General features: G+C 67.5%; 16 protein-coding genes. 8 read left to right on the forward strand and 8 right to left on the reverse strand.

Features of this window, described 5'->3' with window-relative positions; translation table 11 throughout:
- The first annotated feature begins 78 nt into the window (after positions 1 to 78).
- The 4 genes from KBX63_RS25235 (at position 79) to KBX63_RS25245 (ending at position 2,781) form a co-directional block, all read left to right on the forward strand.
- Positions 79 to 888, forward strand: coding sequence for a DeoR/GlpR family DNA-binding transcription regulator (locus tag KBX63_RS25235; protein ID WP_210915361.1), 810 nt, complete (start codon positions 79 to 81; stop codon positions 886 to 888).
- Between the two features lie 152 nt (positions 889 to 1,040).
- The gene (locus KBX63_RS36065; RefSeq protein WP_256443163.1) at positions 1,041 to 1,166 is read left to right on the forward strand and encodes a hypothetical protein; all 126 of its coding nucleotides are present in this window, start codon (positions 1,041 to 1,043) and stop codon (positions 1,164 to 1,166) included.
- Between the two features lie 25 nt (positions 1,167 to 1,191).
- A complete protein-coding gene (locus KBX63_RS25240) occupies positions 1,192 to 1,599 on the forward strand; it encodes a hypothetical protein (protein WP_210915362.1) in 408 nt (135 codons plus the stop codon).
- Between the two features lie 69 nt (positions 1,600 to 1,668).
- Entirely contained in the window at positions 1,669 to 2,781 is a 1,113-nt protein-coding gene (locus KBX63_RS25245) for an RNA-guided endonuclease TnpB family protein (protein ID WP_210915363.1), read from the forward strand.
- A gap of 128 nt (positions 2,782 to 2,909) precedes the next feature.
- Here the strand turns inward: KBX63_RS25245 and KBX63_RS25250 are convergent, their stop codons facing one another.
- The 6 genes from KBX63_RS25250 to KBX63_RS25275 form a co-directional block, all read right to left on the reverse strand.
- The gene (locus KBX63_RS25250; RefSeq protein ID WP_247663051.1) at positions 2,910 to 3,143 is read right to left on the reverse strand and encodes a hypothetical protein; all 234 of its coding nucleotides are present in this window, start codon (positions 3,141 to 3,143) and stop codon (positions 2,910 to 2,912) included.
- Positions 3,144 to 3,286: 143 nt separating this feature from the next.
- Entirely contained in the window at positions 3,287 to 3,679 is a 393-nt protein-coding gene (locus tag KBX63_RS25255; protein WP_210915364.1) for a hypothetical protein, read from the reverse strand.
- Positions 3,676 to 3,864, reverse strand: a complete 189-nt coding sequence (locus tag KBX63_RS25260; RefSeq protein WP_210915366.1) for a hypothetical protein — start codon at positions 3,862 to 3,864, stop codon at positions 3,676 to 3,678. The genes KBX63_RS25255 and KBX63_RS25260 overlap by 4 nt, the downstream gene beginning before the upstream one ends.
- A gap of 96 nt (positions 3,865 to 3,960) precedes the next feature.
- On the reverse strand, positions 3,961 to 4,479 hold the full coding sequence (locus KBX63_RS25265) for a hypothetical protein (protein WP_210915367.1): 519 nt from the start codon (positions 4,477 to 4,479) through the stop codon (positions 3,961 to 3,963).
- Between the two features lie 16 nt (positions 4,480 to 4,495).
- Positions 4,496 to 6,244 (reverse strand): helicase-associated domain-containing protein, encoded by a 1,749-nt coding sequence (locus KBX63_RS25270; RefSeq protein ID WP_307871839.1) that lies wholly within the window; start codon positions 6,242 to 6,244, stop codon positions 4,496 to 4,498.
- A 1,513-nt stretch (positions 6,245 to 7,757) separates the two neighbouring features.
- On the reverse strand, positions 7,758 to 8,261 hold the full coding sequence (locus tag KBX63_RS25275; protein WP_210915369.1) for a hypothetical protein: 504 nt from the start codon (positions 8,259 to 8,261) through the stop codon (positions 7,758 to 7,760).
- 529 nt (positions 8,262 to 8,790) lie between these two features.
- On the opposite strand from KBX63_RS25275, the gene KBX63_RS25280 reads away from it, so the two are divergent.
- Positions 8,791 to 9,258, forward strand: a complete 468-nt coding sequence (locus KBX63_RS25280; protein ID WP_210915370.1) for a hypothetical protein — start codon at positions 8,791 to 8,793, stop codon at positions 9,256 to 9,258.
- A 36-nt stretch (positions 9,259 to 9,294) separates the two neighbouring features.
- On the opposite strand, the gene KBX63_RS25285 is transcribed toward KBX63_RS25280, so the two are convergent.
- Positions 9,295 to 10,227, reverse strand: a complete 933-nt coding sequence (locus KBX63_RS25285) for a transposase (RefSeq protein WP_247663052.1) — start codon at positions 10,225 to 10,227, stop codon at positions 9,295 to 9,297.
- Between the two features lie 164 nt (positions 10,228 to 10,391).
- On the opposite strand from KBX63_RS25285, the gene KBX63_RS25290 reads away from it, so the two are divergent.
- Positions 10,392 to 10,907 carry a SigE family RNA polymerase sigma factor gene (locus tag KBX63_RS25290; RefSeq protein WP_247663053.1) on the forward strand — a complete coding sequence of 172 codons (516 nt, stop codon included), beginning with the start codon at positions 10,392 to 10,394 and terminating at the stop codon, positions 10,905 to 10,907.
- A gap of 232 nt (positions 10,908 to 11,139) precedes the next feature.
- The gene (locus KBX63_RS25295; RefSeq protein ID WP_210915374.1) at positions 11,140 to 12,102 is read left to right on the forward strand and encodes a hypothetical protein; all 963 of its coding nucleotides are present in this window, start codon (positions 11,140 to 11,142) and stop codon (positions 12,100 to 12,102) included.
- 129 nt (positions 12,103 to 12,231) lie between these two features.
- Here the strand turns inward: KBX63_RS25295 and KBX63_RS25300 are convergent, their stop codons facing one another.
- A complete protein-coding gene (locus KBX63_RS25300; protein WP_307871832.1) occupies positions 12,232 to 12,876 on the reverse strand; it encodes a TetR/AcrR family transcriptional regulator in 645 nt (214 codons plus the stop codon).
- Positions 12,877 to 12,969: 93 nt separating this feature from the next.
- Here KBX63_RS25300 and KBX63_RS25305 point away from each other — a divergent pair, with 93 nt between their 5' ends.
- The gene (locus KBX63_RS25305) at positions 12,970 to 13,788 is read left to right on the forward strand and encodes an alpha/beta fold hydrolase (protein ID WP_210915379.1); all 819 of its coding nucleotides are present in this window, start codon (positions 12,970 to 12,972) and stop codon (positions 13,786 to 13,788) included.
- Positions 13,789 to 14,016: the final 228 nt, after the last annotated feature.

Raw genomic sequence — 14,016 nt, forward strand, 5'->3', positions numbered from 1 at the left:
GTCAAGAGCCGGACAAATTTCGCCAGATAAAGGCCATCAGGATCGTGGAAGGCATCCCGACACCGGTACCGTCTAGCCGTGACTGATCGAGAGCGCGCCGCCGAGCGGCAGCTGCGCTACACCTCCGCGCCCCAGCGCCGGGAGGAGATCCTGCGCCGGATGCGCCGGACCGGCTACGTGTCGGCCCCCGAGCTCAGCGCCACGTTGTCGGTATCTGACCGCACCGTGCGCCGCGACCTGCAGCGACTCGCCGACCTAGGCCTCGCCGAACTCGTCTACGGCGGCGCGCTCCCGCCGGGCGGCATGCCACCCGGCTCCCCGTTCGGCGCCCGTTCCCAGGCACAGTCCCGTCCGAAGCGGGCCATCGCCCACCACGCGCTGCAGTTCGTCGAGGCCGGCGCCACCATTGGCATCGACGCGGGCACCACCACCCTCGAGCTGGCTCGACTGCTGCCGCCCGACAGCGACATCACAGTGGTTACCCACTCGCTGCCCGCGATGGCGGCACTCGGCGAGCGCCCGGACGCCACACTCATCGGTCTCGGCGGCCTCCACCACCCGGCCACCCGGACGTTCACCGGACCGGACACGGTGACCGCGATCAGCCGGCTCCGGGTGCACACCTTCTTCCTGGCCGCGAGCGGTCTGACCCACCGCGGCGCATACTGCGGCACCCCGCTGGACGCCGAGGTCAAGCGGGCCTTCATCGGCATCGCCGACCGGGTTGTGCTGTTGGCGGACTCGTCCAAGCTGCGCCAGACCGCACCTGTACCGATCTGCGACCTGAACCAACTGGACGCGGTCATCACCGACGACGCGCTCCCCGACGCCGATCGTGCCCAACTGGCCTCAATCATCACCCTGTTGATCGCCGCCACCGAAGCTTGATCTTAAACCCGTGCGGCGCGGACGGGGATTGACGGACTCCGTCTTTCTTTGCAGCCGGCGTCCCGGCGCTCGTGGTGGGACCCAAACGTGAAAGAGACTGATGCTCACCTCATTCGGGGTTGCGATGCCCGTTCGTTGGCAACATTGCTCAGATGGAGGCCCAGGAACTTGCTGATTTCGTCGTCAGTCGGCGGCTACGGCGAGAGTACCGGTGGTTTTACATGCTCGCGGACATCACCCAACCCGGCAACGGCCACGCCAATGCCTTGACGCCGTGACGCGACGTCCTCCGATCATCGGGGATTGACCGCTTTCGCCGCAGTCTGCCGAGCCATGGACCTCGGCGTTCACGAGCGGGCGAACCAGCTCAGCGAGGGCTTGCGCCTTCGCCGCCGGCTGAGCCCTCCCAGTAGCTCGCAGGGCGATCTGCAGGGCGGCATGGGCGGGCGTGAGGTGCTTGGTGTCCACGACCTCGGCCTCGGCATGCAGCCACGTGCGGGCCGCCTCGGCGTAGGGCTGGAGGTACTTGAGGCGGAACGGGGAGGGGACGGGGTGTTCCTTCTCGATACGCGCACGGAGGGTGTCTTGGTCAGCGTGCAGGACGAAGTGCCTCACCGAGATGGCATGGTGGGCGAGGCCCGTGCTGATCTCGCGCCAGTACTGCTCGACAAGGACGGTCATCAGGATCGCGGCGGAAACCCGGCCGTTTAGGGCCGGGAGGTAACGCGGCTCCCTCCCCTCGATGCTCGTCTTGCATGATGGGTGGATAGATTGTGAGCTATGGGTGAGGTGGTGAAGCGGGCATACAAGTACCGCTTCTATCCGACCCCAGGGCAGGCCGACCAGCTCAACCGCACCTTCGGGTGCGTGCGCAAGGTCTACAACCTTGCCTTGGAGGCGCGCACCCGTGCGTGGGCCGTTGACCGGCAGCGCAGCACCTATGTGCAGTCGTCGGCGTGGCTGACCGAGTGGAAGCGCACCGAGGAGTTGGCGTTCCTTAACGAGGTCAGTTCGGCGCCGTTGCAGCAGGCGCTGCGGCACCTGCAGGCCGGGTTCGCCGCGTTTTGGGACAAGCGGTCGCGTTACCCGCGGTTCAAGTCCAAGCGCAAGTCTCGGGCGTCGGCGGAGTACACCCGCTCGGCGTTCCGCTGGCGCGACGGACAGCTCACCCTGGCCAAGATGGACGCCCCGCTGACCATTGTGTGGTCGCGACCTCTTCCCGGAGGGGCTGAACCGTCGACGGTCACGGTGTCCCGCGACGCGGCCGGTCGCTGGTTCGTGTCCCTCCTGGTCAACGACCCCACCGTCAAGGCGCTGCCCCCGCTGTACACGGTGGTCGGGGTGGACGCGGGCATCACGAGCCTGCTCACCTTGTCCACCGGCGAGAAGATCACCAACCCGCGGCACGAGCGTGCTGACCGGCGCAAGTTGGCCAAGGCGCAACGCGACCTGTCCCGTAAGGGCAAGGACTCCGCGAACCGGGCCAAGGCCCGGCTTGCGGTGGCCCGCATTCACGCCCGCATCGCCGACCGGCGGCGGGATCACCTGCACAAGCTGTCGACTCGACTCGTCCGTGAGAACCAAACGGTCGTGATCGAAGACCTCAGCGTGCGTAACATGCTGCGCAACCACAGTCTGGCCCGCGCCATCTCCGACGCGGCGTGGACGCACCTGCGCGGCATGATCGAGTACAAGGCCGCCTGGTACGGGCGGACCGTGATTGCCGTCGACCGCTGGTATCCGAGCACGAAGACCTGCTCGGCGTGCGGGCGAATCAACACCGCTATGGCCCTCGGCGTTCGCGTCTGGACGTGTCCGGGCTGTGATGCCGTGCACGACCGGGACGTCAACGCCGCCTGCAACATTCTCGCCGCCGGGCTGGCGGAGAGGTAAAACGCCTGTGGAGGGACGGTAAGACCCGACCCGCGAAAGCGGTGAGGGCGCGGCCCGGTGAAACAGGAACCCCCTCGGGTGACTGAGGGAATCCCCGCCCTTCAGGGCGGTGGAGGATGTCAAGAGCATCACCAGAGTGCCGCCGGACCGGTGTAACCGAGCACGCGTCGGGCGGTCTCGACGACGAGTTGCCGCCACGACGGCCAGTGCTGGAAGTTGTCCGTTTCGGGCAGCCCCGGCGTAATGTCCGTGAGTGTTTCGCCGACCTTTTCGGCGTCGAACACCCGGGAATCCGGGATCAGTTGCTGTACGAGGGCGCTGGTCGTCGTCTTGCCCGCGCCGTGGGTGCGCCGTTGAGCCATACGATCGCGGGATCCATTCAACGCGCATGAGCAACAGGACGGCGTCCGTGTCCGGTGTGGAGCGGTACACGCCTTGGCTACTCGGTCTGTTGGCCGTCGCGGTCCGTTCGCGAATCGGCGGAGAGTTTGGTACGCCTGGCCGGTTAGGCCGCGCCCCGGTCGACTCCCCCGTCGCGAAAGAAGAGCAGTTGCTCGACGAAGACGTACAACCGCTCGATCTCCGTGGCGAGACGTAGCTGGTCGTGCCAACCCAGGCCCTGCGGCGTGAAGGGGGACAACAGGTGCGCCGCCCGCCGAATACCGCCCTCGGACACCTCCGCCAAAGCGTCGAGCAGCAGGTCCGGGTGCCGGGTCAGGCCCGCGTCGTACAACTCGCCGACCGCGCCTCGACCCCTCGCGACATCGAGCACGAAGAGGATCGCCGGATCGGTCTCGCCCCTCACGTTCTGGTCGACCTGGCCGACCACGCCCGGGTGCGCAGGCCGGCCCGGGCCGCCGGCTGAGGACGTCGTCGCGTTCTCGTCCGTCCTGTTCACCGGCGTCCCACCCACGGACGATCGAGATTCGCGAGGGCGATGAGCAGCCATTCCGCCGGCGGGCGCCGGGCGATCTTCGACCAGGCGTCGATCCGCTGATGCTGGATCCGGTACGGAAACTCGACGTCGGCCGGGTCGGCCGCGGTGGGGCCGTGGGGAACAATCGACAGGGGCGGAAGTTCCATATCAACGAATTCCCGGCCCCCGGCTCACGGATGAGCGGTGGTTGATGCGAAGGGGCGCCCGTGATGTGCAAGGCGCCTCTTCGCTCTCTCGGCGGCCTACGTGGCACCGGCGGCCTCGGCTTCGGCGGTGGAGCGTACCAGCGCTGCCAGTTCGCGATCAGGGCTGACGTTCTTGGCGTACAGAGGGCCGCAGGGCGTCGTGGCCAGCCGCAGCGACAGTGTGACGAGGTTGGGGCGGGCTGAATCGTCCGTGTAGATCCCGGCGAGCCTGGTGAACTCGTTCATGATCCCGACGACGCTGCGGTTGGCCGTCGTGGCGAAGCGGCGGTCCTCCATGTGCCGTAGCTCGTCGGCGATGAAGGCCTTGGGCACCTGGTGGGCGTCGAGCACCGTCGCGATCTCGTCGGGGACGCGGGCGGGAAGGCTGCGCGCTGGTGCCAGCGGCAGCAGGACCGGTAGCAGGGTTCGCTCGTTTACCAGCAGTGCCAGCCGGGGTCGCCAGAACAGCGCGGTGGCGTACCACGGTCCGAGCAGGGTCGTGTCGTGATCTCCTTGGACAGCCCGAGGCGGGTTGGTGTGATCGAGGAGTTTCTTGGTCGCGTGGACGATCAGCATCTTGCTCTCCAGCCCGTCAGGCGCGGTAGCGGCGGGTCTTCTCGATGACGTCGTGGCCGTCGGCGTTCTGCTGGCGGGGCGCGTAGCCGGCTTTGCGCAGGGCGGCCATCGTGTCGGCGGTGGTGGCTTGGCTGGCCAGCACGGTCGGGGCGAGTAGACGCAGGTTGAGCTTGTCTAGCCGTTTGTCGGCGCAGATCTGCGCCAGCAGCGCGGTGTCGTCGCTGACCAGGGTGCTGGCCACGGGCGCGATCCGTACCGACCCGTGTTGGCGGGCGATGTCGGCGAGCAGGTAGACCAGTGGTTGCGGCAGTCCGCCTTCGGCGATCTTCGTCAGGGCTTTGGTCAGGCGCTGTTCGGTCCAGCCTGCGTCGTACGCGCTGCGTACCGTAGCTGGGCTGAAGCGCCAGGTGGTGGCTATGCCGCGGGACTCGACGACGGCGGTCGCACCGAGGAGTTCAGCTAGCTCTGGGTTCGGTGTTCCTGCCACGACCGCGGTCAGGTCGGCCTGCAGCCTGGCGGTGCGGGCGACCTCACCCAGGTCGCCGACGGCCTCGGCGATGTCCGTGCCGGCCAGCAGCGCCTGTCCCGCCGGGCTGACAGCGCCCGCGCCGAGAGCCCCCAAGGTTGCGGCCTCGCCCAGCAGGCCGCGCACGGTTGTGGTGCCGCCGAAGGTCAGCGGCTGCCGCCACCAGATCCACTGCGCCGTCTGCTCGAGGTCCGTCGTCGCCCGGTCACCCAACGCCCGCAACGCGGCCATCCGGGCTTGTACAGACCAGCTTTGGCGGTGCTCCGGAACCCACGGCCCCGTCTGCGTCGACGGCAGATAGTCCAGCTCGCGCCACGCCTTGAGCATCACCGCGAGCCGCCGGTCCAGACCGAGCTTGAGCCAGCGATCGTACGCGGCCGTCGGGATCACGCGTTCGTCGAGGTCGGCCAGCCTGGCCTCCTCGGCGATCGCCAGTAGCAGCCGCACGGTCGGAACCGTCACGCCCAGCGCCTTCGCCGTCCGGGTCAGCTCGCGCACGCCGACGCCGCCGGCCTTGACCGTGGCCAGCGGCTCACGCCCCGCCCCGTCCAGCAGCGCCGACAACAGCCCGACCACGGCGATGCCTTGCGCTTGGGCGTCGCGGCGCACTGCCGGGGCATCCGCCGTGTGCCAGGCAACCGGCGGCTCCTGCGGCTGGAACGGAGCCCGGTAGTCCGCTCCTCGCAAAGCGAGCGCAACTTGGCCTGCCAGCTGATAGTCCTCCCAAGTCACGCGGTAGACCAGCCCGTGCTCCTCGGCCCAGTTCAGCGGATGCACCTGCCGATAGCGGCTCGAATACCGGCCACGGGATGCGACACCGCTGCCGCCGTAGCGACGGACCTGTCCACCGTCCCGGTCAGCCTCCTCCAACACCGTCCGCGTCGCGGCCGGCATCCGCTTGACCAGAGCGTGTACGTTGTCCGTGTCGAGGAAGAACTCCGCCACCGCTCCCAGCAGGTCCGCCTTGCGGCCATTCCTAGGCAGCCCGAGGTTGCTCGCAACGACCTTCAGATCATCGACGCTCAACACGGCGGCGAGCTGCCCAGCCGACGGGCCGACACCCAGCGGACGGGCGAAGACCTCTCGCAGGATGCCGTTCACCGTGAGCCGGCCTCGCAGCCGCGCGATAAGCCCCGCATCGGCGGCACACTGCAGGTACGGCATCGCGTCGGCGCCGACCAACGTCGAGACCTCCGCCTCGGTGACCAGGCCGCCCAGCGCCAGAGCTGCCTCCAACACTTGAAGGGTCGGCAGGTCTAGGCCAGCAAGCTGATCATATGGACTCACGGCGGCGCTCCCGGGACACACGGCGATGCCCTGAATCCAACCGCATGGACCCGGATTCGCGTGACGCGGCCCGCCAGTCGCCAAACTCTGCCCCGGCGGCCTGGCCCGTCGCCGGTGGCCCATGCCGGGGGCCGATCCTTGGACAGCTGGATGTCGAGCGGATGGGAACGTCATCGAGTCGCTGTGCATCGACGGGATCGTCCGGGCCCCACTGCGACGAAGCGCAAATGAAGCGGGTTGAGTGCGGCGACGTGCCAGCATGCCCTCACGTGCAGAGGAGTGCGTGATGACCTCGCACGTAGTCTGCTGACACCGGTCGCCGCTGTCCAGGCAGCGGAACTCATTGGCGGCGTAGGAAGCTCACGTGCCACGACGAGTCCCGGGTAGTCAGCTCGGGACCGGTCAGGTTTGAGTGATTTCAGACGAGCGGGATAGCGACGACAAGGCGCAATCCGCGATGGGTATCGGTTTGTGTCGACCAATCAAGAGGTGCTCCCATGCCTACGGCAGGCAGGCCCCGATGGATGGTCGCTCGTCGTGTCCCTGGTGACGGAAGACCCCGATGGCAGGGCGGCGGGCGCGGTCGGACCCTGCCGACGTCCTGTCGGTCTGCCCCCGTTTACCCCCCGAAAACCCCCACCTTCTGTTGACACCCAGTGACAAGAGACGATAGGTCTCTGGCCGTGTCTGTGCAGCTCAGCGCTTATTTCTGACGACCATCGACAAGTCCGGGGTGGCTACGGACGGTAACAAGGGGTTTTGACAAGCAATGACAAGCCCTGAACGAGGCTCGACAAGAGGTTCTCTTGGGTTCAAAACTCCTTGTTTCCACGAGTACCTAGTCCTCTAACTGAGGATGCGTCGATTGAGGAGCCTACTACTGTCAACGCCGGCTGAACATTGACCCTTCTGTTCCGGGCGGGTTCCGGTGGAGTCCAGAGACGGGTCACCCGGTTGCGTACTGCCGCTTCTCATGCCGGCTGGGGCACCTCGTCCGATGGCCCCACGTGCGCGCGGCGGCCACCGTCGCCTCCCGCCTATCGAACAGGATGTCAAGGCGGCGCGGCTTTGGCTGGGGCGAACCGGGGCGTCGGCCGTTGACGCGCGACTGGCCTGGGAAGATGATCCTGCTCCGCTCCGCTCTCTGTTGCACGGTTCGACGCGGTGTGCGCGGGTCGGCTACGTGGAGTCAGTGCCAGGAGGTGCCGACGCCCACCGGACAGTTGGCCTTCTCCAAACGGCAACTTTTTATAGCTGCGGCAGTCGCACAGCGCGGACGCTATCCCGAGTCGCGAGGCGTGCGAACGGCAAAACAGGGGCACGCAGTCTTTTGTAGGTCAGTCGTCAGGTAGTGAGGCGCAGGAGGCAGCGCGAGCCTCGGTGCGAGTTGAACCGGGTCCTTGAACACAACGGCCCCGGTGCTGCGGCCGCACCTGGCCGATGATCCGCCGGCAGCAGGCGGTGGTCAGCCTTCTCGGTAGGCGGGCAACTCGAGCGCGACGCGCACCCTGCCGGCCTCCTTGGCTCCGCTGTGCGCCGCTGCTGCGCGGATTTCCCGCATCAGCGCATCGACATCCGCCGCTTCGCCGGCCCGCCGCCAATGCCGTAACGCGACGTCGTTCTCCTTGAGAAGTGCGGCCATTGGCGCCAAGACCGCTGCCGGCCAGATCGTCTCGCGCAGCTCAACCGCGTGCGCCGCGTTCGTTCGGGCCACGTCGGCGGCCAGCGTACGGACCGTCCGCCACGGCTTCCCGGCGTTGACGGCGTCCTCCAGCTCTTCCAACGCGGTGTTGTACGGCGCCACGATCGCCAGGTAGCGGCTCTTCGCCTCAACAACCGTCAGCGCGGCCGGGGTGGTCGGCGCGGCGCTCTGCCAAACCGGCGCTGGAGCTTGCGAGTCAACCTGTTCGCCTGTACCGCACCCGGCGAGCAGCACGATCAAGGTCAGGACGGCCGTCCAGCGACGCACGGAAACTTCCCAACTGTCGAGTTCCGAGACACCGGGATTCTAGGGGCACACCTGCCCGGCCGACTAACCAGCGACGGCGGCGCCGCCGGCGGAAATTGAAGCGGATCCGTTCGCCGGCAACCGGTACGCCTTCAGCGGCGGTAACCCGATCAGCAACGTCAAGGTGGATAGCCGCCTTCTTGCTCGCGGAGCCCCTGCCGGTGGCGTAGCGCATCCGCTGCTGTTTGGACTGCCCGGACAGGAGGCGTCGTGAAGTTCAACATGACGGAGGCCGCGGCGGGTGCCTCGCCGGTGTGGGCCCAGCCAGCGTTGCGCAAAGGTCGAGGGTTTCGGTGGGACTGAGGATGGCGAACAGGCCGACCCGGCGGGATCCCGATCTGCATCCGGCGGAGATCGCCGCGCGAACCGGCCGATCCGAACACACGGGTACGTCTTACACTGGCCGCCGCCCAATGACACCGCCATGCCGCCCGTCAACGGCCCGCACGCTCGCCACGTCGCTGACCCTGGGCCGCTGACGCACCGCGCCATGATCCGCAACGCCATGATCTTAATTCCGCTTCTCGCTCTGCCTCTGACCGCTTGCGCGGGCAACGCCGATAAGCCAGACGCTGCTGCGTCCTCGACATCCGCGGCGCCTTCGGCGATCGCGCCGCCAAGTGCGGCTGCCAGCCCGACTGCGCAGGCGCCTGATGGGCAGGAGGAGCTTCGCCAGGCGGTGTTGGCGTACTCGGACGCCTTCCTCGACGCGAAGCCCACGGTCGCGTACGACCTGTTCTCGGCCAGGTGCAAGGATCGCGTAACCCTCAGCGAGTTCACCGGCATGCTGACTGCGGCCAAGCAGATGTACGGCAAGGCGATGCCGCTCAAGAGCTTCGATGCGCAAATCGCGGGTGATCTCGCTCGAGCGACCTACACGTACGACGTGCCTGCGCTGAACCAGACCAAAGAGCCATGGGTACGGGAAGACGGCAAGTGGAAGCAGGACGACTGCTAACGACCTCGTGCACGGTTGCCGGGATGGTCAGTTACCTCATCGGCGGTGAGGTGCGGCTGGTAGGGCCTTGAGTGGCTTGGTGGCGTTCTCGGTGCGGTCGGTGTGTTGGTGGTCGGATAGCAAGCCGGCGATGGCGCGGATGGTGGTGTCGAAGTGTTCGCGTCGGCCGTGGTAACGGGTCAGGATCCGCCAGTTCTTCAGGTGCCCGATGACATGTTCCACGCGGATCCATTGCGACGAGTGCCGTTTGCGGGCCGCGTCGTGCGCGGCGGTGACGCTCGGCGGCAGTGACTTTTGGTGTTTGCGTGGCTTGGGCTTCGGTGTGATGACCACGCCGGCGGTGTCGGCGCCCAGTCCTTGATAGCCGGCGTCGGCGAGGACCTGGACCCCGAGGGGCGCGTGGAGCAGGAGGTCGACAAGGCCGGCGGTCCGCGCCTGGGTGAGGTCGTGCATCGAGCCTGGCCGAGTCTCGCCGCAGAACAACAGCCGACCAGCCGGATCGCAGATCACCAGCGCTTTCATCGTGTTCAGCCGGGCCTTGCCTGATACGAACCGGTCCCTACCCGCCCGCCCCTCGACCGGCCGGCGGACCCGCACCTCGGTGGCGTCCATCAACGCCCGCGGGTGCTGACCCAGGTATCCGACCACGTCGGCGAGAGTGCGCAGCCGGACGCCGTCATGCACCCGGCAACCCCGCTCGGCCAGCAGCGGCCGTACCTCGGCGATGGTGCGGGTGACCGTCGAACGGTGCACTCCGAACCAGGCTGCTACCACGTCATGGGTCAACCCGTGCCGCAGGTGCACCAGCGTGGCCAGCAGCCGGTCGGCGAACCCGAATCGGTGCTTCGCACCCGCGCCGACGCGGCGACGGCGTGTTCGCGTCGCGAGCCGATCTTGGTGGAGGGCCTGCCACCGTGGTCCCAGTTCCGCGACCAGGCCCGCTATCACCTGCCGGGACAGACCTGTCATCCGAGGGTTCATCATGATCGCAGCGCCAACCATGACGCCAACAACGATCATCGATGCTCAAGGACTCGCAACCGTGCGCGAGGTCGTTAGTAGGCCGACGGACAACCGATCGGTAAGTGGCTGCGTCCTTCATTCGAGCGGTCGGATTGGCTGGTGGAGGTTCGATGGACGAGGTTGCCGAAGACGCGTTCCGGGGGTTTGTCACAGCGCGTTCGGCGGCGTTGCTGCGCAGCGAGTACCTGCTGGTCGGCGACCGGGGCAGGGCCGAGGACCTGCTGCAGACGGTGCTCGTCAAGACGTATGTCAAGTGGCCGCGTATCCGGGCCCCGCCGCGGTCGAGGGGTATGTGCGACGCGCGATGGTCAATACCGCGACGTCGTGGTGGCGGGGCCGGTCGCACCGAGAACGACTGGTCGACAAGCTGCCTGAGCGCGGCGACGCGGACGAGATGGATGCGCGGCTGGAGCGCGAACACGATGTGGCAGCACCTGCGGGCCCTGCCCGTAAGGCAGCGCGCCGTGCTGGTGCTGCGCTACTACGAGGGCATGGCCGAAGCGGAGATCGCCGAGGTGTTGGACATCTCGCGCGGCACGGTGAAAAGCCACGCGTCGCGAGGCCTTGCCGCGCTGCGCCGACAGCTACACGAAGAAGACGCGGAGAAGGAGGCGGTAACGCCGTGAATGACCGGCTGGATGGTCGGCTTGGCCGCACGCTGGAGCGTCGGGCCGGCCTGATCGTGGACGGACCGCGGTTCTCCGCGGAGGAGATTGTGCAGGCCGGGCGGGCAGCGGCTCGGCGGCGAACCTCACGGATGTGGATATCGGCTGCGGCGGTGGTTGGCGTCACCGTGCTGGCAAGCGTGGCCGCGCCCACCGTGGTTGACCGCTGCCACAGCCGGCCCACCCGGCGCCGGTGGCGTCCAGGTCCACCACGCCGCCGCGCGGCCTGCCCACACGCTGCCCGGTCGAACGGCTGGCGGTGCCGGCACGCAGCATCATGGACATAGTGATCGGGATGGACCCGACCGGGCGCTACATCGTGGGTCGGACCAACCCAGGTGGCAAAAGCCCAATACTCGACATGCTGATCTGGGACAACGGCCTGCTCCATGTGGTTCACGTGCCCGGGGACCAGCAACTACCCACCGACATCAACACCAGCGGCGTGGCGGTTGGCGTCAGCGGTACCACGGGTGAACAGGCCTGGATGTACCGCGACGGCGCGGCGACGTATCTGCCGGGCCAGCGCCCTACCAGGGCCAACGCCATCAATGATGGCGGTGTGGTGGTCGGTTCGGCCGGCCGTGGACAGCCCGTGGTGTGGCGATCACCGTCGACCGAGCCGACCGTGCTGCGGATGCCGAGCGGCGCCTGGGAGGGTGAGGCGAGGGACATCGCCGCCGACGGCACGATCGTCGGCACGCTCAACCGCCAGGGCGCCAGCATGCCGCAGGCGTATGCCTGGTTGCCCAACGGCACGCTCAGGAAACTACGGCTACCGGTCATTGACGGCGCGAAGGCCACCACGTCGCGCGCCATGTCCATCGCGGACGGCTGGGTCGCAGGTACCGCGAGGGGCCCGCACACCGATGTCCCGACGCGGTGGAACCTGCGCACCGGGGAGGTCCAGACCTACGCAGAGATGAGCATCGGCGGCCGGAGCGTCAGCGCCGACGGCTGGCTCGTTGGGAACAACCGGGAAGGGCGGGGGGTACTCGCCAGCCACCCGGGCGCGCTGACACTGCCGGACCTGAACAACCACAACAGCAGCCTGGCCAACTACGCCGTGGCGATCAGCCGGGACGGTCACCTCATCGCGGGCGACGGATCGGCCGGCGGCGACCTACCCGTCCCAGTGATCTGGCGCTGCGGGTGACAGCCGGCACACCCCACCCGCGGCAACGCACTCATCGAGCCGCTGATGGGGCCTTGGTGAATCCGCGTGCGGAACACGTCCGACTTTAGCCGAGATGAGTGCGTCCGGCCCGGCTCCGACGAAACTTCGTCAGCGCCTGTAGGCGGCCATGAAGACACGGACTGCCTCGTCTGCGTAGTGCTGTAGTTGCCGGAGGTTGTAGGGCTTGTCTCGGCCTGTGAACATGGCCTCGTTCACCGGGACTGACAGAATCAGGTAGTTCAGATGTTGGGCGGCGAGCAGCGGGTCGGTCACCTGTAGGAGCCCGCGGCGTGCGAGCTGCTCGATCTGTGCGGCCAGCTTGGTGTGGCCACGCTCGGGGCCGGTGTGATGCCAGGTCCGAGCCAGCTCCGGAAAGCGGTTGGCCTCGGCGATGATCATTCGCCGCATCTGAACGAGGTGGGGCTGCGTCACCAGGACGATGTGTTGGCGGGCGAAATTCCGGAGGTCTTTCTCGACGTCGACGCTCGTGGCGAGGCGGTCGGTGAGCGACTGATTACTCTCCTCGGCCTCCTCGATGGCGCTGGTTACGACGGCGATGAACAGGCGCTGCTTGTCGGCAAAGTGCTTGTACACGGTTACCTTGGACACCACGGCGAGGGCGGCGATGTCGTCCATGCTTGCGCCCGTGTAGCCGTTCTTGAGGAACACCTCGCGCGCTGCCCCCAGGATGGCCCGCCGCTTCTGGGCGGAACGCCCTTCGACCGCGTGCGGCTCCTGCTCGGGTTGCTCCACTCTCCGCATGAAATGCCTCCCCAAACGTGCCCGGCACTGTACTGGACAGTACAGGAGCAGCTCGGTACCGTACTGAACTGTACGGTTCAGTACATGGGCGAGGGGAGCGAGCCAGTGGCGATATTAGGGCCAACGACCAGCAAGACGGTGACGTCCAAGGACGGCACCCCGATCGCCTACGAGCAGGCGGGCACCGGACCCGCGCTCATCCTGGTGGACGCCGCCGGGCACTACCGCGAACTCAGCTCGTTTGGCGGGATGATCGGCCTGCTCGCGGCTGACTTCACCGTCTACCACTACGATCGGCGCGGTCGCGGGGACAGCGCGGACACCCAGCCGTACGCCGTGGAGCGCGAAATCGACGACCTCGCCGCGCTCATCGACGAAGCCGGCGGCTCGGCCTTTCTCTATGGCTTTTCTTCGGGCGGCTTGGTCGCCCTGCACGCTGCCGCGAGCGGACTCACGATTCCCAGGCTGGCGCTTCTCGAGCCGCCGATCGAGACCAACGAGGATCGTTCGGCACAGGCGGCCTTCACCGCCGAACTCGCCGAGCTGCTAGCGGCGAGAGGCCGTGCGGCCGCAGTGGACTACTTCCTGACCGGCATCGGCGTTCCCGGCGAGATCATCGCCGGCATGCGCGAGGATCAGTCCTGGTCAGCGATGGAGGCGGTCGCGCATACCCTGGTCTACGACTGCATGGTCAGCGAGGCCACCTCGTTCCAACTCCTCGCATCGGTGCGCGTGCCGACCCTCGTCCTGGGCAGCGAGGGAAGCGGTGACGATCTCACCGGAATGGCCACCGCAGTTGCCAAGACGTTGCCCAAGGGCTTCCACCGCAGCCTGCCCGGTGGATGGCATGGCGTTCCTGACGACGTCCTCGCGCCAGTGTTGACCGAGTTCTTCAAGCGCTGAGTGACCCCGACAGACCTGGGCTGAGCGCGACCTCATCGCTCGTTCCGCTGCATTTCTGGGACTTGCGGGCGGTACCGACGCGCCGACCATCCGGCCGATGTTCTGTCCGTGATCTTCGGGTTTGCCACGTGCCCGTCTCGAGCCACTGCCTCAGCCTGAAGGGATACCAATGAGTGATCCGCACGTCCTACGGCAGCTGGAGGCAGCACGCGAGCGCCTGGTCCGGGT

Source organism: Micromonospora sp. U21, assembly GCF_018070045.1.
In the GTDB taxonomy this organism is placed as follows: domain Bacteria; phylum Actinomycetota; class Actinomycetes; order Mycobacteriales; family Micromonosporaceae; genus Micromonospora.

What these genes read in the sequence shown, in the direction of transcription:
- KBX63_RS25245 (WP_210915363.1), top strand. Translation starts at nt 1,669, where the DNA reads ATGGGTGAGGTGGTGAAGCGGGCATACAAGTACCGCTTCTATCCGACC.
- KBX63_RS36065 (WP_256443163.1), top strand. Translation starts at nt 1,041, where the DNA reads ATGGAGGCCCAGGAACTTGCTGATTTCGTCGTCAGTCGGCGGCTACGG.
- KBX63_RS25280 (WP_210915370.1), top strand. Translation starts at nt 8,791, where the DNA reads ATGATCCGCAACGCCATGATCTTAATTCCGCTTCTCGCTCTGCCTCTG.
- KBX63_RS25260 (WP_210915366.1), bottom strand. Translation starts at nt 3,864, where the DNA reads ATGGAACTTCCGCCCCTGTCGATTGTTCCCCACGGCCCCACCGCGGCC.
- KBX63_RS25250 (WP_247663051.1), bottom strand. Translation starts at nt 3,143, where the DNA reads ATGGCTCAACGGCGCACCCACGGCGCGGGCAAGACGACGACCAGCGCC.
- KBX63_RS25305 (WP_210915379.1), top strand. Translation starts at nt 12,970, where the DNA reads ATGGGCGAGGGGAGCGAGCCAGTGGCGATATTAGGGCCAACGACCAGC.
- KBX63_RS25290 (WP_247663053.1), top strand. Translation starts at nt 10,392, where the DNA reads ATGGACGAGGTTGCCGAAGACGCGTTCCGGGGGTTTGTCACAGCGCGT.
- KBX63_RS25285 (WP_247663052.1), bottom strand. Translation starts at nt 10,227, where the DNA reads ATGACAGGTCTGTCCCGGCAGGTGATAGCGGGCCTGGTCGCGGAACTG.
- KBX63_RS25265 (WP_210915367.1), bottom strand. Translation starts at nt 4,479, where the DNA reads ATGCTGATCGTCCACGCGACCAAGAAACTCCTCGATCACACCAACCCG.